Annotated in this window: 22 protein-coding genes; 7 read left to right on the top strand and 15 right to left on the bottom strand. The window is 67.0% G+C overall.

The genetic code is table 11. The features are described 5' to 3' along the window. Window positions 1–465: 465 nt before the first annotated feature. Both BM113_RS14115 and BM113_RS14110 read right to left on the bottom strand, forming a co-directional pair. Window positions 466–1,329, bottom strand: coding sequence for a 2-oxoacid:ferredoxin oxidoreductase subunit beta (locus BM113_RS14115; protein WP_089788708.1), 864 nt, complete (start codon window positions 1,327–1,329; stop codon window positions 466–468). Then, on the bottom strand, window positions 1,329–3,071 hold the full coding sequence (locus tag BM113_RS14110; protein WP_089788707.1) for a 2-oxoacid:acceptor oxidoreductase subunit alpha: 1,743 nt from the start codon (window positions 3,069–3,071) through the stop codon (window positions 1,329–1,331). Before BM113_RS14110 ends, BM113_RS14115 begins: the two co-directional genes overlap by 1 nt. A gap of 152 nt (window positions 3,072–3,223) precedes the next feature. On the opposite strand from BM113_RS14110, the gene BM113_RS14105 reads away from it, so the two are divergent. Beyond that, window positions 3,224–3,880, top strand: a complete 657-nt coding sequence (locus tag BM113_RS14105; protein ID WP_089788706.1) for an FAD-dependent oxidoreductase — start codon at window positions 3,224–3,226, stop codon at window positions 3,878–3,880. Window position 3,881: 1 nt separating this feature from the next. Here the strand turns inward: BM113_RS14105 and BM113_RS14100 are convergent, their stop codons facing one another. Next, window positions 3,882–4,115: an FmdB family zinc ribbon protein gene (locus BM113_RS14100; RefSeq protein WP_089788705.1), complete on the bottom strand. Its 234-nt coding sequence runs from the start codon at window positions 4,113–4,115 to the stop codon at window positions 3,882–3,884. A 157-nt stretch (window positions 4,116–4,272) separates the two neighbouring features. Here BM113_RS14100 and BM113_RS14095 point away from each other — a divergent pair, with 157 nt between their 5' ends. Further along, window positions 4,273–4,467, top strand: coding sequence for a cold-shock protein (locus BM113_RS14095; RefSeq protein ID WP_007141848.1), 195 nt, complete (start codon window positions 4,273–4,275; stop codon window positions 4,465–4,467). Between the two features lie 116 nt (window positions 4,468–4,583). Here BM113_RS14095 and mce read toward each other — a convergent pair whose 3' ends face one another. Beyond that, on the bottom strand, window positions 4,584–4,967 hold the full coding sequence (gene mce / locus BM113_RS14090) for a methylmalonyl-CoA epimerase (protein WP_089788704.1): 384 nt from the start codon (window positions 4,965–4,967) through the stop codon (window positions 4,584–4,586). A gap of 154 nt (window positions 4,968–5,121) precedes the next feature. Here mce and BM113_RS14085 point away from each other — a divergent pair, with 154 nt between their 5' ends. Next, window positions 5,122–5,436, top strand: coding sequence for a YbjQ family protein (locus BM113_RS14085; RefSeq protein ID WP_089788703.1), 315 nt, complete (start codon window positions 5,122–5,124; stop codon window positions 5,434–5,436). An 81-nt stretch (window positions 5,437–5,517) separates the two neighbouring features. Here the strand turns inward: BM113_RS14085 and BM113_RS14080 are convergent, their stop codons facing one another. The 3 genes from BM113_RS14080 to BM113_RS14070 form a co-directional block, all read right to left on the bottom strand. Next, window positions 5,518–6,351 (bottom strand): aldo/keto reductase, encoded by an 834-nt coding sequence (locus BM113_RS14080; RefSeq protein WP_089788702.1) that lies wholly within the window; start codon window positions 6,349–6,351, stop codon window positions 5,518–5,520. 86 nt (window positions 6,352–6,437) lie between these two features. Further along, a complete protein-coding gene (locus BM113_RS14075) occupies window positions 6,438–8,123 on the bottom strand; it encodes an acyl-CoA mutase large subunit family protein (protein WP_089788701.1) in 1,686 nt (561 codons plus the stop codon). A gap of 209 nt (window positions 8,124–8,332) precedes the next feature. Then, the gene (locus BM113_RS14070; protein ID WP_089788700.1) at window positions 8,333–8,929 is read right to left on the bottom strand and encodes a GNAT family N-acetyltransferase; all 597 of its coding nucleotides are present in this window, start codon (window positions 8,927–8,929) and stop codon (window positions 8,333–8,335) included. A 217-nt stretch (window positions 8,930–9,146) separates the two neighbouring features. Here BM113_RS14070 and BM113_RS14065 point away from each other — a divergent pair, with 217 nt between their 5' ends. Then, entirely contained in the window at window positions 9,147–11,102 is a 1,956-nt protein-coding gene (locus BM113_RS14065; protein ID WP_089788699.1) for a S9 family peptidase, read from the top strand. 108 nt (window positions 11,103–11,210) lie between these two features. Then, window positions 11,211–12,884 (top strand): aldehyde ferredoxin oxidoreductase family protein, encoded by a 1,674-nt coding sequence (locus BM113_RS14060; RefSeq protein WP_089788698.1) that lies wholly within the window; start codon window positions 11,211–11,213, stop codon window positions 12,882–12,884. 9 nt (window positions 12,885–12,893) lie between these two features. On the opposite strand, the gene BM113_RS14055 is transcribed toward BM113_RS14060, so the two are convergent. From BM113_RS14055 to BM113_RS14045, 3 genes are all read right to left on the bottom strand, one after another. After that, the gene (locus tag BM113_RS14055; protein WP_089788697.1) at window positions 12,894–13,199 is read right to left on the bottom strand and encodes a MoaD/ThiS family protein; all 306 of its coding nucleotides are present in this window, start codon (window positions 13,197–13,199) and stop codon (window positions 12,894–12,896) included. A 69-nt stretch (window positions 13,200–13,268) separates the two neighbouring features. Continuing rightward, on the bottom strand, window positions 13,269–14,141 hold the full coding sequence (locus BM113_RS14050; protein WP_089788696.1) for an alpha/beta fold hydrolase: 873 nt from the start codon (window positions 14,139–14,141) through the stop codon (window positions 13,269–13,271). A 4-nt stretch (window positions 14,142–14,145) separates the two neighbouring features. Beyond that, a complete protein-coding gene (locus BM113_RS14045) occupies window positions 14,146–14,664 on the bottom strand; it encodes a YciE/YciF ferroxidase family protein (RefSeq protein ID WP_007141858.1) in 519 nt (172 codons plus the stop codon). 126 nt (window positions 14,665–14,790) lie between these two features. On the opposite strand from BM113_RS14045, the gene BM113_RS14040 reads away from it, so the two are divergent. Then, window positions 14,791–16,341 (top strand): FAD-dependent oxidoreductase, encoded by a 1,551-nt coding sequence (locus BM113_RS14040; RefSeq protein ID WP_089788695.1) that lies wholly within the window; start codon window positions 14,791–14,793, stop codon window positions 16,339–16,341. Window positions 16,342–16,348: 7 nt separating this feature from the next. Here the strand turns inward: BM113_RS14040 and BM113_RS14035 are convergent, their stop codons facing one another. From BM113_RS14035 to BM113_RS14025, 3 genes are all read right to left on the bottom strand, one after another. Beyond that, window positions 16,349–17,095: a hypothetical protein gene (locus tag BM113_RS14035; protein WP_089788694.1), complete on the bottom strand. Its 747-nt coding sequence runs from the start codon at window positions 17,093–17,095 to the stop codon at window positions 16,349–16,351. Window positions 17,096–17,268: 173 nt separating this feature from the next. Continuing rightward, on the bottom strand, window positions 17,269–17,862 hold the full coding sequence (locus BM113_RS14030; protein WP_089788693.1) for a DJ-1/PfpI family protein: 594 nt from the start codon (window positions 17,860–17,862) through the stop codon (window positions 17,269–17,271). Between the two features lie 104 nt (window positions 17,863–17,966). Then, window positions 17,967–18,407, bottom strand: a complete 441-nt coding sequence (locus BM113_RS14025; protein ID WP_089788692.1) for a DUF1467 domain-containing protein — start codon at window positions 18,405–18,407, stop codon at window positions 17,967–17,969. Between the two features lie 228 nt (window positions 18,408–18,635). Between BM113_RS14025 and BM113_RS14020 the strand changes: the two genes are divergently transcribed. Further along, window positions 18,636–19,046 carry a hypothetical protein gene (locus BM113_RS14020; protein WP_177209177.1) on the top strand — a complete coding sequence of 137 codons (411 nt, stop codon included), beginning with the start codon at window positions 18,636–18,638 and terminating at the stop codon, window positions 19,044–19,046. Between the two features lie 138 nt (window positions 19,047–19,184). On the opposite strand, the gene BM113_RS14015 is transcribed toward BM113_RS14020, so the two are convergent. Continuing rightward, entirely contained in the window at window positions 19,185–19,982 is a 798-nt protein-coding gene (locus tag BM113_RS14015; protein ID WP_089788690.1) for a mechanosensitive ion channel family protein, read from the bottom strand. Window positions 19,983–20,415: 433 nt separating this feature from the next. Further along, the gene (gene dnaJ, locus BM113_RS14010; protein ID WP_089788689.1) at window positions 20,416–21,573 is read right to left on the bottom strand and encodes a molecular chaperone DnaJ; all 1,158 of its coding nucleotides are present in this window, start codon (window positions 21,571–21,573) and stop codon (window positions 20,416–20,418) included. Between the last annotated feature and the right edge of the window lie 35 nt (window positions 21,574–21,608).

Genomic DNA, 21,608 nt, shown 5'->3' with positions numbered 1-21,608 from the left:
GTTCGTGGTCCGGCGACAAGTACGTGCGGTTCCCGGATTCCCGCTCCAGAGCACACTCGAGAACGACACGAAGTGCCGCCCTCGAGTGACGGCTGACGCGGGCCGACCGTGCCGGCGGGAATCGTAAAACGATTCGGCTGGTTACACACCTGATGACCGATCGTGTACTCCTATATGGGTTCAAGCGACCCCAAGAACATGATATCCGTTCCGTTATAAAGTCAAAATACATTTGTCTGTAACCCATCCAAATAAATTGCTGTTTTATATTCGCATTGCAAACTGTATCGGACTACGTTCGACAAATACTACATCATCCAACTAGAAGAGGGATAAGAGACCGAGTATCGAATTACAGGGTAATCGGCTCTCGGGTCGTCAGGACGTGTGCTGGTCGAACGAGAAGACGAGATGAGGCGAGGCGAGACGAGACGAGACGAAATCGACTCGAGAGTGCTGAAGACCTCAGTAAAATTCGCGGACGAGGTCCATCGCGTCTTCGGGTGCGCCGTCCGGAATCTCGGACATGTCCTCGGTGACGCCGTGTTTCTCGTGGTACGGGACGGAGTTCTCGTCCTGGTACATCACGCCCTGATATTCCTTGTCGCTGTCGAGGATGACTTCCTTGGCGGCCTCGTAGTCGGTCGGGTCGTGGCCCTCTTCCTCGAGGTCGACGAGGTTGTCCCGGAAGTAGTCGTAGGTGTCGACGTCGTTGAACGTGACACAGGGGCTGAAGACGTTGACGAAGCCGAAGCCGTCGTGCTCGATCGCTTTCTGGACGATCTCCTGGTGGCGCAGGGCGTCGGAGGCGAACGACTGGGCGATGAAGGAGGCACCCGAAGCGAGCGCCAGCGCGAGCGGGTTGACCGGCGGCTGTTTCGGTCCTTCGGGGGTCGTCGAGGTCTCGAAGTCCGACCGCGAGGTCGGCGAGGCCTGGCCCTTCGTCAGCCCGTAGATGCGGTTGTCCATGACGACGTAGGACATGTCGACGTTGCGTCGGACGGCGTGGACGAAGTGACCGGCACCGATCGAGTAGCCGTCACCGTCGCCGCCGGCGACCATGACCTCGATGTCGGGGCGGGCCATCTTGACGCCGGTCCCGACCGGCAGGGCGCGACCGTGGACCCCGTGCAGCGCGTAGCTGTGCATGTAGGTCCCGATCTTGCCCGAACAGCCGATCCCGGCCACCACGAAGGTGTTGTCGGGATCGTTGCCGGTTTCGGCGAGGGCTTTCATCATGCCGTTCATCGTCCCGAAGTCGCCGCATCCGGGACACCAGGTCGGCTGCTTGTCGGATTTGAAGTCTGTGAATCGGACGTCGGAGCTCATTATGCTGGCACCTCCGCGGAGAGTTGTTCGGAAATCTCTTCGGCGAGTTCGTCCGCCTTGAAGCGGACGCCGGTGTACTTGTTAATGCGTTTCACACGTGTAAGTGCGTCGTGTTCGAGGAGGTCGGCGAACTGCCCGGTCGCGTTCGCCTCGACGACGATCACCTCGTCGGCGGCCTCTATCTCCTCGGTCAGGTCCGGCCGCGGGAAGATGTACGGCACGGAGATGACGTGAACGTCCTCCTCGAGGTAGTCGAGCGCCTCGGCGAGCGCGCCCTCGTTGGAGCCCCACGAGATGACGAGGTTGTCGGCGTCTTCGTCGCCGAACTCGCGGTAGTCCCAGTCCTCCCGTTCCTGGGCGGTCTCGACTTTCCGGTAGCGCTTGTCGACCTGCTGGACGCGTTCGTCCTGGTCCTCGGTCCGACGGCCGAGTTCGTCGTGCTCGAGGCCGGTGCTCATGTGAGCGCCCTCCTCGGTGCCGGGGATGGAACGCGGGCTGATGCCGTCCTCGGTGACGGCGTGGGCGCGGAACCGGCCCTGGGCGTCGAGCCACTCGTCGACCTCGTCGTCGTCGACGAGTTTGCCCCGATCGATCTCGACTTCGTCCATATCGAAGGCCTCCGGCGGGAACGTCTGTTCGGTGACCGACATCGCGAGATCCGAGACGAGGAACACCGGCGTCTGGTACTTCTCGGCGAGGTTGAACGCCTCGACCGTCTTCCAGAAGCACTCGGTGATCGAGGTCGGCGCGACGACGAACCGCGGGATCTCACCGTGACCGCCGTACAGCGCCATGTTGAGGTCTCCCTGTTCCTGTTTCGTCGGCATCCCGGTCGAGGGACCGGAGCGCTGGACGTCGGCGATGACCAGCGGCGTCTCGCTCTGGGCGACGAGCCCGAACGTCTCGGTCATGAGGTCGATCCCGGCACCCGATGTCGCGGTCATCGATCGGGCACCGCCACGGGCGGCACCCAGCGCCATGTTGATCGCGGAGAGTTCGTCCTCGGCCTGGACGACGTGGCCGCCGTAGTCCTCGATACGCCCGGTCAGGTACTCCATGATCGACGTCGCGGGCGTGATCGGGTAGCCGGCGTAGAACCGACAGCCGGCGGCGAGCGCGCCCATCCCGATCGCTTCGTTGCCGTTCAGGAGGACGTAGTCGTTGTCCGTCGTCTCGAGGTCGTAGCCGAGGTCGACGTCGTAGTTCTCGCGGACGTACTCCTGGCCCTTGCGGGCGGCTTCCTTGTTGTTCTCGACGATCTTGGAGCCTTTGCCGCCGAAGCGCTTCTCGAGGGCTTCGTCGAGGTACTCGACGTCGAAGCCGGTGATCTCGCAGGCTGCACCGAGCGCGACGGTGTTGCGCATGATCGCGCCGCCGGCCTCCTCCGCGATGGATTTCAGCGGAACGTCGACGCCGGTGACTTCCTCGGGAATCTCGGCCTCCCAGGAGCGTTCGCCGTCGTAGATGACGGCGCTGCCCTCGTGTAGTTCGTCGACGTTTTCGTCGATCGTGCGCTGGGTGAGCGCGACGAGAATGTCGAGGCGGTCAACGACGCTTTGAACCTGATCGACCGACGTCCGAATCTTGTAGGCCGTGTACCCGCCACGGATTCGAGACGCGAAGTCTTTCGAGGTGAACACGTGCCGTCCAGCGCGGGAAAGCGCCTGGGCGAAGATCTTGCCAGTGGAGTCGATACCGTCCCCGGCCTCGCCTCCGATCGCCCAGTTGAGGTCCTCAACCATGTTATCGAGAGGCTTGCCTCCAGCCGCTAAAAAGGCTTCTGAAAGCCTATCCCCCCAGTACCGGGTACTCGTGGCCGAGTCAAACTTCACGTCCCGAAGCGGATTCAACGCAGAACGGAACGCCTTTTCAGTTCCCCGGCCAACCGATCGACATGGAGATAGCCGGAACGCCAGTTGCCGTCGAATCCGTACGCGAGGTCGGATCGGATACCGTCGCCCTCGAACTCGAGACGCCCGACGAGTTCGACGCCCTCCCCGGACAGTTCGTGCTGCTGCGGGCCGCCCCCGAGGGTGACGACGAAGACGACGTCCTGGAGCGCCACTACACGCTCTCGTCGCCGTCGGTCGGGGAGACGTTCGAACTCACCGTCGGCGTCGACCCCGAGGGCGACCTCTCGCCCTGGCTCGCCGACCTCGAGGGCGGCGAGACGGTCCACGTCGACGGCCCCTACGGGACGATCACCTACGAGCGCGATCAGGACGTCGTCGCCGTCGCCGGCGGTCCGGGCGTCGGTCCCGCGGTCTCCATCGCGGAGGCGGCCCACGAGGCGGGCCACGATGCGGTCGTCATCTACCAGGACGACGAACCCGCCCACCGGGAGCGACTCGAGGCCCTCGAGGCGGACGGCGCAACGGTCCGCGTCGTCGACGGGGACGCGGACGACGAACTGGCCGAGGCGATCGAACGCCACCACGAGGCCGGACAGCTCTACGCCTTCGGCTTCGAGGGGTTCGTCACGTTCGTCGCGGACGCGATCGATGACGCGGGCGGCGATCCGGACGAGGCGCTGATCGAGAACTTCGGGTAGCTTACTCGCCGTCGAAGACGACGGCCTCCGCGCCGCAGTTCGGGCACGCCTCCCGTTCGTCGCGGAACTCGGCGTCGCACTCGAGACAGCGGTACTCCGAGTCGGAGTCGGCCTCCCTCATGCTCTCGCTCTCGCTCTCACCTTCGTCCCCACTCCCGGTCGCCTCGTCCCGCGCTGCCTCGGCTTCCTGTTTGAACCGTTCGACTTTCTCGCCGAGGCTCTCGAACAGACTCATACTGCCCCGTGGGCGCGAAGCGCCAAAGGGTTTGGTACCCGCTCCACCGGACTCGTCGGGGATGCGGCTCGAGCGAGGGAGCGGCCGACGCGTCGAGCCTCGTGTGCACTCGACTCACGGAACCCTTATCCGCGGGTGTCCCCTCCCTTTAGAAGCAATGGCGAAAGGTAACGTTGATTTCTTCAACGACACAGGCGGTTACGGTTTCATTTCGACGGACGACGCGGACGACGACGTATTCTTCCACATGGAAGACGTTGGCGGCCCGGACCTCGAAGAGGGAACGGACGTCGAGTTTAGCATCGAACAGGCCCCCAAGGGCCCCCGGGCGACCAACGTCACCCGACTGTAACTCGGACTCGAGTAGTTTCGGTTTCGAGCAGTTTTCTTGTGTGATACTGCGACGGGGAGCGAGGACTCCCGACGGCGACGAGTACACGTACCCCAGCAGTGACGACACTCACCGGGTCAGTGTTCGACCAGCTCCAGCAGGATTCCGCCCGTATCCTTCGGATGGAGGAAGGCCACCGTGTGCCCCCACGCGCCAGAACGCGGTTCCTCGTCGATGAGCGACACGTCGTGTTCCCGGGCCGTTTCGAGTCCCGCTTCGATGTCGTCGGTCGCGAGCGCGAGGTGGTGGATCCCCGGCCCGTTCTCCTCGAGGTACCGCGAGATCGTCCCTTCGGTGATCGGCTCGAGCAGTTCGAAGTAGCCGTCGCCACACTCGAGGAAGACGACGCGCATCCCGTCGAATACCTCCTCGTGGACCGTCTCGAGGCCGAACAGGTCGCCGTACAGCTCCGCGAGCGTGGCGGCGTCGTCGGTCGCGATGCCCGCGTGATCGAAGTGCATGGTCGATCATTCGAAGATGGGTCCTAAATACGATGGGGTCGTTCGCGACGCGACGGGTCACTCGAGGGTTCCGTGTGCGTACTCGCTCGCGCGCGTTCTCCAGCCGAGAAACCGCGCGGAACGTATATCGGTTTTCCTCCCGAAAAACCGGCCAATGTACATCACCAACACCGAAACCGTCCCCGATGGGGAAATCGTCGAAGTGCTCGGTATCGCTCGGGGGAATACGGTCGAGGCGAGAAACGTCGGCCGGGACATCACCCAGGGGCTGCGCAATGTCCTCGGGGGAGAACTCAAGGGATACTCCGAACTCCTCTCGAAGGCCCGCGACGAGGCGATCGTCCGCATGGAGGACGACGCCGAGCGGATGGACGCCGACGCCGTGGTCAACGTCCGCCTCGAGACCTCACAGATCACCGAGGGCGGTTCCGAAGTGATGGCCTACGGGACTGCGGTGCGGCTTCGGTAGCCGGTAGCCGATAGCCGGTAGCCGGTAGTCGATACCCGATAGCCGGTAGCCGGTAGCCGGTAGCGGCGGCCCCGTCGGGAGTCACCGCAGGCCGAGCGTCGCGGCCAGCCGCTCCCAGGCGTCGTCCTCGAGGTCGGCGACGGCCGCCATCTCGTCCGCGGTGAGTTCGAAGTCGAACACCTCGGCGTTGGCCTCGATGTGTGCGGGGCTTGCGGCCTTCGGAATCGCCGTGACTGGGGATTGCTGAATCAGCCAGCGCAACGCGACCTGGGCCGCGGACTTGTCGTACCGATCGCCGATCTCCGCGAGCCGATCGTCGCCCGGCACGGCACCCTCCGCGAGCGGGCTGTAAGCCGTCAGGCAGACGTCGTGCTCGGCGCAGTACTCGAGCAGGTCCGCTTGGCCGTGATAGGGGTGGTACTTCACCTGGTTGGTCACGATCGGCGTCTCCGAGAGCTCGCGGGCGCGGTCCAGGCCGCCGACGGTGAAGTTACTGACGCCGATGTGATCGACGACGCCCTCCGACTGGAGGTCGTTCATCGCGCCCAGGGTCTCCGTGAGCGGGACGCGGTCGCTCGGTGCGTGCAACAGGAGGAGATCGACGGTCGCCAGCCCGAGCCGATCGAGGCTCGCTCGAGTCGTGGCGAGGGCGTCCTCGCGGGCCGCGTTGTCCGGGTGGACCTTGGTGACGACGAAGACCTCCTCGCGATCGACGTCGCTGGCGGCGATGGCGTCGCCGACGGCCGCCTCGTTGTCGTACATCTGGGCGGTGTCGACGTGACGGTAGCCGACCTCGAGGGCGGTCTCGACGGCCCGACGACACTCCTCGCCCGTCATCCGCGCAGTGCCGAATCCCAGTGCCGGAACCTCGGCCCCGCCGGCCGAGACGGTCGCAGTCGAGAGGGGCATGTCCATACGCCTCGAGAGCACGGCTCGCGTATTCAAAGCTCGGCCGCGAGGGATCGAAAACCGAACCGGATCGACGGAACGGAACCCGCCGTTCAGAGCGCGCTGCCCGGCTGGTACTCGCCGAACTCGTCGCGCATGACGTTACAGATCTCGCCGACCGTCGCGTACGCCTTCACCGCGTCGATAATATAGGGCATCAGGTTGTCGTCGCCCCGCGCCGCGTCCCGCAGTGCCTCGAGGGTCGCGTCGACCGCTTCGGTGTCCCGCTCCGCGCGGACGGATTCGAGATGGTCGATCTGTCGCTGCTCGTCTTCCTCGGTGACCTCTTCGACGTCCATCTCGGGCTCTTCGTCTTCGATCTCGAACTCGTTGACACCGACGATAACCCGCTCTTTCTCCTCGATCTCCTTCTGGCGGTCGAAGGCGGTGTCCTGGATCTGGCGCTGGACCCACTGTTGCTCGACGGCCTCGAGCATGCCGCCGCGGTCCTCGACTTCGTCCAGGATCTCGTAGGCCTCCGCCTCGACCTCGTCGGTCAGCGACTCGACGTAGTAACTCCCCGCGAGCGGGTCGATGGTGTCTGCAGCGCCGGACTCGTGGGCGAGGATCTGCTGGGTCCGGAGAGCCGTTCGCACGGACTCCTCGGTCGGCAGCGAGAGGGCCTCGTCCTTGCCGTTGGTGTGCAGGCTCTGGGTGCCCCCGAGGACGGCCGCGAGCGCCTGGTAGGCGACGCGCACGACGTTGTTCTCGATCTGCTGGGCGGTCAGCATCGAGCCGGCGGTCTGGGTGTGGAACTTGAGTTGCTTGGACTTGGGATCGTCCGCGTCGAACCGCTCGTCCATGATGTCGTGCCACATCCGGCGTGCGGCGCGGAACTTGGCGACTTCCTCGAAGATGTTGTTGTGGCCGTTGAAGAAGAAAGACAGTTGTGGGGCGAACTCGTCGACGTCCAGTCCCGCCTCCAGGGCGGCTTCGACGTACTCGATGCCGTTGCCGAGCGTGAAGGCCAGTTCCTGGGCCGCTGTCGAGCCGGCTTCACGGATGTGATACCCCGAGATGGAGATGGTGTTGAACTTCGGCGTCTCCGCCGCGCAGAACTCGAAGATGTCCGTGATGATCCGCATCGAGGGTTCGGGCGGGTAGATGTAGGTGTTCCGGGCGATGTACTCCTTGAGGAGATCGTTCTGGATCGTCCCGCGCAGTTCCTCGCGGTCGACGCCCTGCTTGTCGCCCACGGCGATGTACATCGCCAGCAGGACGGAGGCGGGCGCGTTGATCGTCATCGACGTCGAGACCTCGTCCAGCGGGATGCCGTCGAAGACGGTCTCCATGTCGGAAAGCGAGTCGATCGCCACGCCGGCTTTCCCCACCTCGCCCGCGGCCATCTCGTCGTCGGAGTCGTACCCCATCTGGGTCGGCAGGTCGAAGGCCATCGAGAGCCCCGTCTGGCCCTGATCGAGGAGGTAGTGGTACCGCTCGTTGGTGTCCTCGGGCGTCGAGAAGCCGGCGTACTGGCGCATCGTCCACAGCCGACCGCGATACCCCGTCGAGTACACCCCGCGCGTGTACGGCGGCTCGCCCGGGTTCCCCAGGTCCTCCTCGTAGTCGAGGTCGGCGACGTCGTCGGGCGTGTACAGCCGATCGACCTCCTGCCCGCCCGTATCCGTCGTGAACGTTTCCTTGCGCTCCCCGAAGCGCTCGAGGACCGGCTCGACTTCCTCCTCGTGCCACTCCTCCTTGCTGGCACGGATCTCCTCGAGTTCGTCGGAATCGAACATTATGATTACCGAAGAGGCGAGGTGGCTTCAAGGTTGATGTACGTACCAGGTTTGCCCGGCCTCGAGCGCCCGCGGCCGCAAGTCCGTCGGATGCCGCAGTCTGCGAGCCGAGAGGCGGCCGCTGATCGGGGCGGACGAGCGAGGACACGGTAGCAAAGAGGAGAGATCGGATCCGATCCCATCCGACGCTACGGTTGCCGCCGGCGCGACTACCGACCCGTATCGTACTTGTAGGTCGCCGAATCGGCGTCGATTCCGAAGTCCTCGGCCGATTCCTCGTTCGAGACTTCGTCGCGGCCCTCGGGCGCGTGCTTGAACGCCTCCCGGAGTCGCTCGGGCATCCGGAACCGATCGACGTCGATCGCGTGTGGCACCGCGTCCGGATCCACGCCGTCGCGTTTGTCCGACAGTCGATCCTGCAGCGGGGCCGGCAGGGACGACTCCTCGATCCGGCGGAAGCCGAACTGCGCGAGGTATCCCCCCTCGCTCGTGAGCGCGTAGACGGTGTCGAACCCGTCGTCACCGGCGTACTCGATCAGCCGTTCGACGATGTGGGCGCCGACGCCCTGGCCGCGCCAGTTCTCGAGGACGCCGATGCTCGTGAGTTCGCAGACTTCGTCCCGGTCGTCATCGTCGTCCTCGACCTTGTGGATGCGGATCCGGCCGAAGCCGGCCTTCTCGCCGGACTCCTCGTCGATGGCGATGACGTAGTCCCGGGACCGGAACGCCGTCTCGTCGAGCCCCATCTCCTCGATGTGATCGAGCAGCCAGACTTCCTCCCTGTTTTTCGCGTCCCGGACGTACATGGTTCGACATAGGAGCCGTGCGGTCAAAAGGATTTGTGGGATCTCGGCGTCGTCGCGGGGTTTCCGGGCCCCGTTCTCGAGCGCGGGCGGGCAGTGGTCGGCCGCGGTCGCGGCGTGATCACCGGACGGCAGTACCGCCCTGGAACCCCGGTTTCGCCGCCGGATCGTCGTTCGCCGGTGCTCGAAACTTTACGTGCGTTCGGTGAGAGCCGACGGTATGGTCGATTCAGTCGACGATCCGCTCGAGGAACTCGCGAACCTCCCGACCGTCGCCCACCCGGTCGTCTCGCCGGACGGCGACGAGGTCGCCGTTTACTACGATATCACGGGACGCAACGAACTCCACGTCATCGACGCCGAGACCGGCGATCTCGAGCAGTGGTCGGACGGCGAGGTCCCTCGGAACGCCCGCTGGTATCTGAAGTGGGACCCGGACGGCGACCGCGTCTACTTCCACCGCGACGAGGGCGGCGACGAGCAGAACGACATCTTCGCCATATCGCGGGACGGCGACGTCGAAACCGTCCTCGAGATGGACGGACAGGTGACGCTCCACGACGTCAGCGAGGACGGCGAAGCACTGCTGGTCGGGTCGAACCGCGACGGCCAGATGAACGTCTACCGGCACGACCTCGCGGACGGCGAGACGACGAAGCTTACCGACTACGAGCGGGCAGTCTGGGGCTCGTCGTTCTCGCCGTCGGGGGACCGGATCGCGTACTCGACGAACGAGACCGACGACTTCGACAACCGGGACGTCTACGTCGCGAACGCCGACGGCTCCGATCCCGGAAACCTCGAGATCGGCGACGTCGGCGCCGAATCGATGCCGGTCGACTGGGGCCCCGACGGCGACCGGTTACTGGTCTCCGACAACACGCCGGATCTCGGCCGGGTCGGAGTGTACGACCTCGCCGACGACGAAGCCGTCTGGTTCGGCGGCGACGAGTACGAGGAGACGCCGATCACGTTCCTGCCCGACGGTGAGCGCGTCCTCGCGTTGCGCACCCGGGACGCCGTCACGGTCCCGGTCGTCTACGACCTCGAGAGCGGCGAGGGTCGCGAACTCGACGTTCCGGAGGGCGTGACGTCGTTCGGTCGCATCGGTCCGAACGACGTCTGTCTGGACGACGACCGACTGTTGCTCGTCCACACGACGCCGACGAAACGGCCCGAGTTGCTGGTCTACGATCTGGCTGACGACGGGTACGAGACGCTGCTCGAGGCGGAGTACGGCCCCTTCGACCGCGACGACTTCGCCGACGCCGAGTACTTCACCGTCGATTCGGACGGCGTTCCGGAGACGCCCGCGGAGGCGGTCGATCACGACCCCTCCGAGGAACTCGAGATCGGCTGTCTGCTGTACGATTCGGGCGAGCGGCCGTCGCCGCCGTCGGAGCGCAGTTCCGACGAGGATCGCGACCGGTCCGGTCGCTCACCGCTGGTGGTCATGCCCCACGGCGGACCCCGGGGCCGCGACGACAAATCGTTCAACCTCTACGTGCAGGTGCTGGCCGCGCAGGGCTTCTCGGTCCTGCAGGTCAACTATCGGGGCTCGACCGGCCGCGGCCGCGAGTTCGTCGAACGACTCATCGAGGACTGGGGGGGCGCCGAGCAGGGCGACGTCGCCACCGCGGTCGAACACGTCCTCGAGACACGCGACTGGGTCGACGAGGACCGCGTCGCCGTCTTCGGCGGCTCCTACGGCGGCTACTCCGCGTACTGGCAGCTCGTCCAGTATCCCGAACTCTACGACGCCGGCATCGCCTGGATCGGGCTGACGGACCTCGAGGAACAGTACGAGACGACGATGCCTCACTACCGCGTCGAACTGATGGAGAAGTACCTCGGGACGCCCGAGGAGAACCCCGACCTCTACGAGGAGCGCTCGCCCATCACCCACGCCGAGAACCTCTCGGCCCCGCTGCTTTTGGTCCACGGGGTCAACGACAGCCGCGTTCCCGTCTCCCAGGCGCGGCTGTTCCGCGACCGACTCGAGGAACTGGGCTACGAGGGCGGCGAGGACGGCGACTTCGAGTACGAGGAACTCGGCGAGGAGGGCCACGCCTCCACCGACCAGGAGCAGAAACTGCGCACCTTCCGGCTGCTCTCGGACTTCCTCGAGCGCAGGGTCGGCGGCGAGGTCGTCGCGGTGGACGCCGACGACGACTGATACGCTCGATCACCGACGCACTCGGGCTGGCCCGCGTTGCGTCGGAACCGACCGGCCGCTTCGCCGACAGCCGATGTATTAAGGGATCGTACGTCCCACCCACCCAGTATGCTTCACGCCGCTGGGCCACTGCTCACCGTCGACGTCGGTGAGCGGACCGCGACCGAGACCGAGATCGAGGACCTGCTCGAGAACTACGTGGGGGGCCGCGCGCTCGCGACCGCGCTCGCCCACGATCGCATCCCGTTCGACGCGGACCCGTTCGGCCCGGAGAACCGGGCGTACCTCTCGACGGGACCGCTCCAGCAGTCGGCGATGTCGTTTACCGGGCGGATGAACATGACCGGCCTCTCGCCGCTGACCGACGGGCTGGTCTCGACGAACGCCGGCGGCTACCTCTCGCGGAACTTCGTGGACGCGGGCATCAGCGTCCTCGAGGTCGTCGGCGAGAGCGACGAGTTGCTCGCGGTCCACGTCACGGACTCGGGCGTCGAGTTCGAGGAGGTGCCCGAACTCGAGGGGGCGACGGTACCGGAGACCTCGGACTACATGGAGGCCGAACACGACCTCGGACCCGAGCACTGCATCGCCATCGGCCCCGCGGGCGAGAACCTGGTCCGGTTCGCGTCCGTGATGACCTTCGACTCGCGGGCGTTCGGCCGCGGGGGTCTCGGCGCGGTGCTGGGCGCGAAGAACGTCAAGTGCGTCACCTTCGAGGGCGACGCCGCGCCCGAACTCGAGGTCGAGATCCCGGACCCGCCGGAGTCGGAGATCCACCGGGAAGCGGCGACCTCTGACGACCGGATGCGCCGCCAGGGGACGACAGGCGGCACGGAGTTCATCAACGACAACTTCTCGCTGCCGACGCGGTACTTCCGGGACTACGAGTTCGAGGACGTCGAGGGGATCGGCGGCAACGCCGTCGAGGAGAAGAAGTACAAGAAAGGCGCGTGCTCGGCCTGCGCCTACGCCTGTAAACTCCCGACCCGCGACGAGGAGACCGGCCTCGAGACCGAGGGGCCGGAGTTCGAGACCGTCTACTCCTTCGGCTCGCTGCAGGGGGTCGGCGACGTCGTCGACGTGATGAAGTCGAACGAACTCTGCGATCGGCTGGGGATGGACACCATCTCCGCGGGCGTCGCGGTCGCCGCGTACCTCGACAGCGAGGACGAGTTCGGCAACGCCGACCTCGCCCACGAGATCACCGAGAAGATCGCCTACCGCGAGGGGATCGGCGATCTGCTCGCGGAGGGGGTCGACCGCTGTCACGACGACCTCGGCGTCGACAACTACACCGTCAAGGGCATGGAGTTCGCCGCCCACGACGGCCGCGTGCTCCACGGGCAGGGACTGTCCTACGCCGTCGCGAACCGCGGCGCGGACCACATGTACGCGAGCATGCTCTCCCTCGAGTACAGCGGCGAACTCGATCCGGAGGGGACGCTCGGCAAGGCCGAGACGCTCGTCGAGCAGGAGAACTACGCCGCGTTCCGCGACTCGGGGGTCGTCTGTGCCTTCGGGAGCGACTACGTCACCGACGAGCGCCTCGAGACGCTGTTCGACGCCGACTACGACGAGTTGCTCGAGGTCGGCGCGAGGACGGTCACGCTCGAACGCCACTTCAACAACCAGCGCGGCTTCGACCGTGCGGACGACGATCTTCCTTACGAGATCCCGGACCTCGAGGAGGCCGTCGCGGAGTACTACGACGCCCGCGGCTGGACGGCCGACGGGACCGTCCCCGACTCGCGGGCCCCGGAGTCCGCTCCCGCAGACGACTGACCCTCGCCGTCAGCCGCCGTAGACCGACGGGATCATCCGGACGACCGACGACGGGTCCAGTTCGGTCTCGAGCCCATCGAGGTGGGTGACGTTGCGCTCGTCGACGGTGACGACGGTGTCGCCGGCGGTCGCGGTTCCGTCGTCCGCGAGCAGTTCCCCCTCGAGGTCGGGGTAGGTCGCCTCGAGGTCCGCGAGGAGGGTTCCGACGGTGACCCGATCGGCGTCCGGTTCGGCCTCACCCTCGACCTCGTGGTGAACCGTCTTCTCGCCGACGGCGTCGCGGAACGGCCCGAAGAAGACGCACTCGAGTTGCACGGCCCGCGATTCGACGCGGTCGGTCTTGTAGCCGACGGTTCCGAGTCGGGATCCGAAACCCGTCGGCGACTACCGGCCGCCGTCCGCCTCGAGTGCCGGATCTTCCCCCTCCCGAGCGGCCGGCGTCCCGTCGAGAAACGACCGAACACGGGAGTCGAACGCCGCCTTCCGCTCGTGGAAGGCCCCGTGTTTCGCGCCGGGCCGGAGCTCGAGGTCAGCCCGTGGGACGCGTTCGACCGTCTCGCGGAGGATTGCCGGCGTAAAATAGGGATCCCGCTCGCCGCCGAAGACCAGCGTCGGCTGCTCGAGATCGGAGAGGTCCCCGCGCGAGTCGAACCCGAGGACGAACTCGAGCGAGCGCCATACGTCCGCGGGCTCGGCGGGTCGCGGGAGGAGGAACCGCCCGATCGTCCGGATCGTCGGTGGATACGTTACGGCCCGCCCGTCGGAGTACATATCGGCCGCGAGCTTCGAGCGGATCGACGCCCAGTCGCCCTCGCGGGCGTCTCGTTCGAACTCGCGGGTTCTCCCGCGCGCGCTCTCCGCGAGTCGGCAGCCGCTGTTGGCGAGTACGAGCCGGTCGACCACTTCGGGGTGGCGGCGGGCGAGCGCCTGGCCGATCAGCCCGCCCATCGAGATGCCGACGACGTCGACGCGCTCGTGCGAGTCGGCGATCGCCTCGAGGGAGCGGGCGTGGGCCTCGGCCGCGTCGGCGGCGTCGTAGCCGGCCGGCAGCCCGCGCGGGCGGCTGACCTGATACGCTGTGTACTCGTCGAGGTAGCGGGCGAAGTAGGGGGCGAGCGCCCAGCCGGCGACGGGCGGGTAGACTCCCTGGAACATCGAGTCCTCGAAGCCGGGCAGGACGACCAGCGCCCGCGGCCCGTCGCCGACGCGGGCGTAGGGGTGGCCGCCCGGCAGGGTCCCGCTGTCGGTTCGGAGCACCCGTTCAGGACCCCGGCGTCAGCCGGTCCCACAGCGACTTCATGTCGGAGGCGGTCTTCATCGCGTCGAGTTCGCGGTAGGCGGATTTCTCCTCGTCGTAGTTCGACTCGAGGGGCGTGCGGACCTCGTCGCTGTAATCGAGTCGGCCCGCCATCGTCGACAACCCCTCGTAGGCCGTCATCTCGATGCGTTCGGTCATCATCCCCGCGTTCAGGTAGACCATGTTCAGCAGGTCGTCGTCCTCGATGGCGTCCTCGTACTCGCGGCGTTCCTCCTCGAGGGCGTCGAGGACCGGCATGGCGCGGCTCTCGGCGGGCCGGTCGAGCGCGGCGAAGACGTCCTCGAGCCGTTCGACCTGCGTTCGGGTCTCGTCACGGTGGTCGGCGAACCCGGCGCTAAGCTTGTCGTTGGTCGCGTTGATCGCCATCTCGTCGAGCGCCTCGACGAGTTCCTGTTCGGCGTAGTACTGCTGGGCGAGTTTGTGGACGAACAGCTCGTCCAGGCTGTCGACGTTCGCGTTCATGATTGAATTGCCGGCGGACGGACCGGTAACCCTGTGGCCCGAATACGCAGGCTCCGCGTTCGGCCTCGAGCGCCTTGCAGGCCCGCGTCTTTTGTCGCCGAGCGTGGAAGGGGGTAGCCGTCCTTCATGTCAGACGCCAGCACGCCAGACGACCGGCGACCCGAATCCCTCTGGCTCGCCACGACGCCGACGACCGACTACGACCCGTTCGACGGGGGCCTCGAGGTCGACGTCGCGGTCGTCGGCGGCGGCATCACGGGCCTCACCGCCGCGATCGAACTGAAAGAGGCCGGCCGCGACGTGGCCGTCCTCGAGTCGGACCGGATCGTCGAGAGCACGACCGGCCACACGACGGCGAAACTCACCTCCCAGCACGGCCTGATCTACGACACGCTCACCTCCCAGTTCGGCGACGAACGGGCGAAGGGGTACGCCGACGCCAACGAGGCCGCGATCGACGCGGTCGAACGCCGGATCGAGGAACACGGCATCGACTGCGACTTCCGGCGGACGGAGGCGTACACCTACGCGGCCTCGAGCGACGACCTCGAGGCGGTCCGCGACGAGGTGGCCGCGGCCCAGGGGGTCGGACTGCCGGCCTCGTACGTCGAGGAGACGCCGTTGCCCTACGAGGTCCCGGGCGCGGTCCGGTTCGACGACCAGGCGGAGTTTCACCCCCGGAAGTACCTGCTTGCGATCGCCGAGCGGGTCGACGGCGACGGCAGCCACGTCTTCGAGGAGACGCGCGCGCTGGACCTCGAGCCGGGCGCTCCTCCCCGCGTCGAGACGAACCGCGGGGAGGTCGTCGCGGACGACGTCGTCGTCGCCACGCACTTCCCGTTCTTCGATCGGGCCGGCTACTTCTCGCGGATGCATCCCAAGCGAGCCTACCTGCTGGCCGTCCGGATCGCGGGGACCCCGCCCGAGGGCATGTTCTACAGTACCTCGTCGCCGCCCGCGACGATACGGACCCAGCCGGTCGACGACGGGAACGGCGACGAGGAACTCCTCATCGTCGGCGGCCAGAGCCACAAACCGGGACTCGACGGCCCGCCGACCTCCGAGCGGTACCGCCGCTGCGAGGCGTTCGCCCGCGAGCACTTCGACGTCGAGTCCGTCGAGTACCGCTGGTCGACGATGGACTACTCGCCGGTCGACGAGGTGCCGTTTATCGGGCCCATCGACCCCGTCAGCGAGGGCGTCTACGTCGGCACCGGGTTCAACGGCTGGGGAATGACCGGCGGCACCGCCGCCGGGATGATCCTCTCTGACCTGATCGTCGACGGCACGAACCCGTGGGCCGACGTCTTCGACCCCCAGCGGCTCCCCACCTCGACCGCCGCGAAGAACTTCCTCGAGGAGAACGCGACAGTGGGCGGGAGCTTCGTCGGCGACCGGATCAAGTCGCTGCTGGCGTCGCTCGAGACGGACGTCGACGGGCTGTCGCCGGGCGAGGCGAGCGTCGTGCGACGTGCGGGCCGGCCGATGGGCGTCTACCGCGACGACGACGGGACGGTCCACGCCGTCTCGGCGATCTGTCCGCACATGGACTGTCTCGTCCGCTGGAACGACGCCGAACGAACCTGGGACTGTCCGTGTCACGGCTCGCGGTTCACCCACGAGGGCGACGTCCTGTCGGGGCCGGCCCTCGAGGGGTTGCTCTACCGGGAGCTGTAGCCCCGGCTCAGAAGGAGACGTCTTCTGGGGCGATACGGTCGGACTCGGGGACCGAGCCGGTGGAGACGGCGTACTCGCCGCGACCGTCCGTTCCGTCGTCGGCCGCGTCCGAATCGAGGACGATCACTCCCTCCGCGAGCAGCGGCGCGAGCACGCCGGCGGCCACGACGCGGAGATCGGCGAAGGGCTCGCGGACGACCACCCGGTCGCCGCGCTCGAGCCCGTACTCCTCGACGACGGCTCGGGCCGTCTCGAGGGCGGTCGCGTGCGTGACCGTGCGGTCGCCGTCGGTCAGCAGGTCGGTGGCCGGTTCGATCGACAGCGGCGGGAACGACGGGTTCTCGTTCCAGAGGCCGGCGTCGAAGTTGTGGACGTCGGGTTCCTCGGGCTTGTCGCCGTAGCCCACCCGCTGGGCACCCCGCGGCAGGTCGTACCGGCCGCTCTCGAGGTCGTCGACCGGTGCGACGAGCGCCTGAAAGCGGTCGTCGTCGGCGAGGTCCGTCGGCGGATCGAACCGGGTCCGGCCCTCGAGCAGCGTCGTTCCGAAGAACGCGAGCAGCGCCAGCGGGCCGTCGCCGACGACGCCGACGGTAACGCCCTCCCGGACGCCGGCGTGCCGGAGGAAGTTCCCCGCCTTCCAGGAGGAGGTACACAGCCAGTGGTAGTCGAACGGTTTCCCCGTGGCGTCGACCAGCGCGGTGCGGTCGTCGCGGAGGTCTCGCGTGAGGAGGTCGTCGACGGTCGCGGCGGTCATACCCGTAGCTCGGTACCGATCCGAAAAAAGGCCGCCGATCGGTCCGTCGCGGGGACCGTCAGCGCCCGTCGTATAGCGGGTTCGGCCGCTCTCCTACGGGTTACTGTCCGTGAGTTCCGGCACGACCGTGACCCGACGGCGGTTGCGCCGGGACATCGGGACAGCACCCCGTATCAGTCGTCGGCCGCGGCCGGCTCGGCGTGGTCGACGTCCGTCCCCATACAGTCGAGGAACTCGGCGAGCCACTCGGGGTGGTCCGGCCAGGCCTGCCCCGTCACGAGGTTGCCGTCGCGGGTCACGCTGTCCTCCCAGTCGGCCCCGGCGGTCTTCACCTCCGACTCGAGCGCCGGGTACGCGGTACAGGTCCGGCCCTCGAGCACGTCCGCGGCCGCGAGGATCTGGAGGCCGTGACACAGCGCCGCCACGGGTTTGTCCGCCTCGAAGAAGTGCTGGACGATCTCGAGGACCTCGTCGTAGGTCCGGAGGTATTCGGGCGCGCGCCCGCCGGGTACGACCAGCGCGTCGTACTCGCTCGGGTCGACGGCGTCGAAGTCGTGGTTCAGTTCGAAGTCGTGTCCTGGCTTCTCGGTGTAGGTCTGGTCGCCCTCGAAGTCGTGGACTGCGGTCGGGCAGGCGTCCCCGGCTTCCTTCTCGGGACAGACCGCGTGTACCTCGAAGCCGATCATCTGGAGCGCCTGGAACGGGACCATGACCTCGTAGTCCTCGACGAAGTCACCGGCCAGCAGCAGTACTGTCGTTTGTGTCATCGAATCACCACCTAGGGGTTCGACGGGAAGGGTCATGAACCTAGTTCTCGTGTACCAGACCGGTTCCCGGGCGGTCGACGGCCAGCGACGACCGTCCGGAGGCGTCAGTCCTCCAGAACGCGCTCCTCGGGCGACGGCGCACCCGGATGGACCCCGTAACTCGCCATCGCTGAGAGCGTCGTGATCGCTACCGCACAGAGGACCGCCGTCCCGGCGATCGCCTCGAGCGCGAGGAGGACCGCGGGGTCGGCGAGCGCTTCGCCGACTGCCGCGGCACCCTCGTTCGCGGGGGCCGTCGCGAGGCCGTAGGGGAGGAAAGAAACGAAGGCAACCGCCCACCACCGTCGCGCGGCGGCCCACAGCGCGTCGACCGGCCTGTCGCGGACGGCGCGGGTCGTCCCGAAGACGCCGACGGTGACGAGCGCCAGCGCCAGCAGGGTCCGGACCGACGGGGTAAATCCCTCGGTACTCGCGACCCCGGCGGCGACGAGCGGAACGGAGATGGCCGTGAGAAGCATCGAGCGGTCGGGTTCCGTGAGTCGCATGGGGCGTCCGTTTCGCCCCTCGGTACATAGGTCTCTTGACTCGGGACCCGTCGGACCCGGAGACAGTCCGGGTCACTGACGGGCGCGGCGCACAACAAAGGACGTATTACCCGCGCCGCGAAGTCGATCCTGAGCACGAATGGCGCAGCGACAGACCGACGCCGCCGACGGGAGCGCCGCCGATCGCCCCGGCGACCGGTCGTACCGGCCCGCGGCCGGGGGGAACCGATGAACTGGCTACGAACGATCTGGAGGCGTCGCGTGACGGGTCGACCGGATCAGTACCAGGCCTACGTCTCGTTCCCCGGGGGGACGGACGGGCCGTCCGTCGGCGCGGTCCACGACCGGATCGAGGACCTGGAGTACCTCTTCGAGGGGCGACTCGACGTCGTGCCACAACTGCGCGGGATCGCCGTCACCACCGACCGCGTTCCGGCAGCCGACTTCGACGCGGACGCCTTCGACGCGATCCTCGACCGAATCGAGGAGGCGTACGCCGACACCCACCGCCTCGCGCGACTCGAGAAGTGGCGATCGATCGACGGACGGGTCGTTCGCTCCTCCGTGGTCGTGCCGGTCCGTCCGCTGTTTCGGACGGGCGGGACGAAAGCCGAAACCGAGGCGTCGCCGGCGGAGTGAGCGGGCGAGCGGGTTCGCCCGTCACCCGACAGCGGCCGCGTCAGGTCGGATCGACTCATACGGATCCCGGTCCCGATGTCCCGGGGCAACCGCGACCCGGGCGGCGGTTGCGCCGGGAATGACTTACAGTGAACCGTATCAGTCCTCCTCGGTACCCGGCCCGGGACCGGGTTCGCGGTCGGGTCCGGGGGACTCGCTCGTACTCTGCCGTCCGCCGGTTCCGGTCCCGCCTTCGGCGGGTCCGGCCGAACTCGCGCGGCCCATCCAGCGGTCGATGTTCTCGGCGACGTAGTCCTTGCCGCCCCACCCGAAGGCGACGCCGGCACCGATCGCGACGGCGGCCGCCAGGCCCCAGGCCAGCGCCCGCGCGAAGACGTACAGGATGCCAACGTCGATCCCCATCGTGTCGAGGCCGATGACGATCGCCGTGAAGTAGAGGAACATCCGTGCGCCGTCCGCGAACCAACTGGTGTAGGCCGTCTCCGTCGCCGCCCGGGTCCGCTCGATCACGTCGCCGATGAAATCGGCCACGATGAACCCGAGGACGATGACGAGCAGGCCCGCGATGAGGGCGGGCAGGTAAGCGACGGCCGTCGAGATCCACTCGGAGAGCGTCGGGATCGCGAGGGCGTTCGCGGCCGCGAGGACGGCGAGGCCGTAGACCAGCCACTTTCCGAGCTTTCCGAACGCTCTCGAGACGGCCCCTTCCGTGCCGCCTAATATCCGCCCGAGCGGCGTCTCGAGGACCATCCGGTCGAGTTCGACGCCGTCGGCGATCCCGCGGACGACTCGCGCGACGAGTCGACCCACGATCCAGCCGACGAAGAGGATGACCAGCGCTCCGAGGATCCGGGGCAGGAACGTGAGCAGTTCCGCAACCGGCTCCTGCAACCATTCGGGCACCTGTACCTGTTGTGCGGGTTGAATTCGTACCATGCGACCGGTACTATCTCCAGGCCACGGTTCACTATTTTGCATGAGAAACAATGTGTGGAAAGAAACCGTCGAGCCCGACCGGCGACATAATCCGGAAATCACCTGTTACGGCGAATGTTCAGGCTAGCACACTCTGGAGAACGTAAACGGATACCGAATTTCAGGTTGCGAACCGGCAGTATTTATTCGACGACTGACCGGGTGACCGGGCGCGGGTAACACCGAATTGGGTCGGCCCGTTGCCGGTCGGCCGGTAGCCCACGCTCGAGGGGAGACAGCCCAGTGATCACCGATTCGACCCGAAATCCCACCCTGCGGATATTATCACCGAGAATAGACGTGAGGGCGGAAGGGAGCGAGAGGCCACCACCGGATCCCGGTATGAATGGACGGCCAGCGGCAGCAAGCGACCGTCTCGCGGTTGCTAAACGCCTCAGAACGCTCGCTTGATCTTCTCGAAGAACCCTTCGTTGACCTCGATCTCGTCCCCGCCGGCCTCGGCGAACGCCTCGAGCGCCTCGCGCTGTTCCTCGTTCAGGCTCTCGGGGGTGACGACCTGGACCTGCACGTAGAGGTCTCCCTGGCCGCGCCCGCGCAGGCGGGGCATCCCCTTGCCCTCGAGGCGGAACGTCTCGCCGCTCTGGGTGCCCGCGGGGATCTCGAACTCGGCCGCGCCGTCGAGCGTCGGGACCTCGACCGTGTCGCCGAACGTCGCCTGCGGGAACGAGATGGGGAGGCGGTAGCGCAGGTCGTCGCCCTCGCGTTCGAACTGCTCGTGTTCGCGGATCGAGACGTCGATCAGCAGGTCGCCTTTCGGACCGCCGTCGGGGCTGGGCGCGCCCTCGCGTTCCATCCGCAGCGTCTGGCCGTCCTGGATGCCGGCCGGGACCTCGACGGTCAGGGTCGTCTCGTTGCGGACGTACCCCTCGCCGCGACACTCGCTGCAGGTCTCGGAGTAGATCGTCCCCTCGCCCTCACAGCGGCGACAGGTGGTCGTCTGCTGGACCCGGCCGAGCGGCGTCTGCTGAACCTGCCGTTTCTGGCCGCGACCCTGACACTCCGGACAGGTTCGGGAGTCGGCGTCCGGCGGATGGCCCTCGCCGTTACACGCGTCACAGGCCTCGGGACGTTCGATCGTGAACTGCTTCTCGACGCCCTCGAAGGCCTCCTCCAGGTCGATCTCGAGTTCCGTTCGGAGGTCCTGGCCCTTGCGCTGGCGGCGTCGGCCGCGGCCCGCGCCGCCGCCGAAGACCTGTTCGAAGATGTCGCCGAGGCCGCCGCCCATGCCGCCACCGCCCATGCCGCCGAAGGGGTCGCCGCCCATGCCACCTGCGCCGCCTTCGCCGGCGTCGAAACCGTGTTTCTCGGCCTGTTCGTAGCGGTCGTGGCCCATCCGGTCGTAGGCCTTGCGCTTTTGCTCGTCGGTCAGGACCTTCTTGGCCTTCTGTATCTTCTTGAACTTCTCCTCGGCGTCGGGATCGTCGCTGACGTCCGGGTGGTATTCCGTGGCCTTCTCCCGGTAGGCCTTCTTGATCTCCTCGGTGGAGGCGTCGGGGCTCACACCGAGCACGTCGTAGAAATCCTCGCTCATTCGTTGTCCACCGATAGTCGGTTGAGCCACTTCAA

The sequence above is a fragment of the Natronobacterium haloterrestre genome (assembly GCF_900112205.1).
Taxonomy (GTDB): Archaea; Halobacteriota; Halobacteria; order Halobacteriales; family Natrialbaceae; genus Natronobacterium; species Natronobacterium haloterrestre.
This window is presented reverse-complemented; position numbering and strand designations above follow the sequence as displayed.

Coding starts and splice junctions, on each gene's coding strand:
- dnaJ (WP_089788689.1), bottom strand. CDS start 21,573: ATGAGCGAGGATTTCTACGACGTGCTCGGTGTGAGCCCCGACGCCTCC.
- BM113_RS14060 (WP_089788698.1), top strand. CDS start 11,211: ATGCTTCACGCCGCTGGGCCACTGCTCACCGTCGACGTCGGTGAGCGG.
- BM113_RS14065 (WP_089788699.1), top strand. CDS start 9,147: ATGGTCGATTCAGTCGACGATCCGCTCGAGGAACTCGCGAACCTCCCG.
- BM113_RS14105 (WP_089788706.1), top strand. CDS start 3,224: ATGGAGATAGCCGGAACGCCAGTTGCCGTCGAATCCGTACGCGAGGTC.
- BM113_RS14100 (WP_089788705.1), bottom strand. CDS start 4,115: ATGAGTCTGTTCGAGAGCCTCGGCGAGAAAGTCGAACGGTTCAAACAG.
- BM113_RS14075 (WP_089788701.1), bottom strand. CDS start 8,123: ATGTTCGATTCCGACGAACTCGAGGAGATCCGTGCCAGCAAGGAGGAG.
- BM113_RS14095 (WP_007141848.1), top strand. CDS start 4,273: ATGGCGAAAGGTAACGTTGATTTCTTCAACGACACAGGCGGTTACGGT.
- BM113_RS14030 (WP_089788693.1), bottom strand. CDS start 17,862: ATGACACAAACGACAGTACTGCTGCTGGCCGGTGACTTCGTCGAGGAC.
- BM113_RS14110 (WP_089788707.1), bottom strand. CDS start 3,071: ATGGTTGAGGACCTCAACTGGGCGATCGGAGGCGAGGCCGGGGACGGT.
- BM113_RS14045 (WP_007141858.1), bottom strand. CDS start 14,664: ATGAACGCGAACGTCGACAGCCTGGACGAGCTGTTCGTCCACAAACTC.
- BM113_RS14020 (WP_177209177.1), top strand. CDS start 18,636: ATGAACTGGCTACGAACGATCTGGAGGCGTCGCGTGACGGGTCGACCG.
- BM113_RS14015 (WP_089788690.1), bottom strand. CDS start 19,982: ATGGTACGAATTCAACCCGCACAACAGGTACAGGTGCCCGAATGGTTG.
- BM113_RS14070 (WP_089788700.1), bottom strand. CDS start 8,929: ATGTACGTCCGGGACGCGAAAAACAGGGAGGAAGTCTGGCTGCTCGAT.
- mce (WP_089788704.1), bottom strand. CDS start 4,967: ATGCACTTCGATCACGCGGGCATCGCGACCGACGACGCCGCCACGCTC.
- BM113_RS14025 (WP_089788692.1), bottom strand. CDS start 18,407: ATGCGACTCACGGAACCCGACCGCTCGATGCTTCTCACGGCCATCTCC.
- BM113_RS14080 (WP_089788702.1), bottom strand. CDS start 6,351: ATGGACATGCCCCTCTCGACTGCGACCGTCTCGGCCGGCGGGGCCGAG.
- BM113_RS14115 (WP_089788708.1), bottom strand. CDS start 1,329: ATGAGCTCCGACGTCCGATTCACAGACTTCAAATCCGACAAGCAGCCG.
- BM113_RS14085 (WP_089788703.1), top strand. CDS start 5,122: ATGTACATCACCAACACCGAAACCGTCCCCGATGGGGAAATCGTCGAA.
- BM113_RS14035 (WP_089788694.1), bottom strand. CDS start 17,095: ATGACCGCCGCGACCGTCGACGACCTCCTCACGCGAGACCTCCGCGAC.
- BM113_RS14040 (WP_089788695.1), top strand. CDS start 14,791: ATGTCAGACGCCAGCACGCCAGACGACCGGCGACCCGAATCCCTCTGG.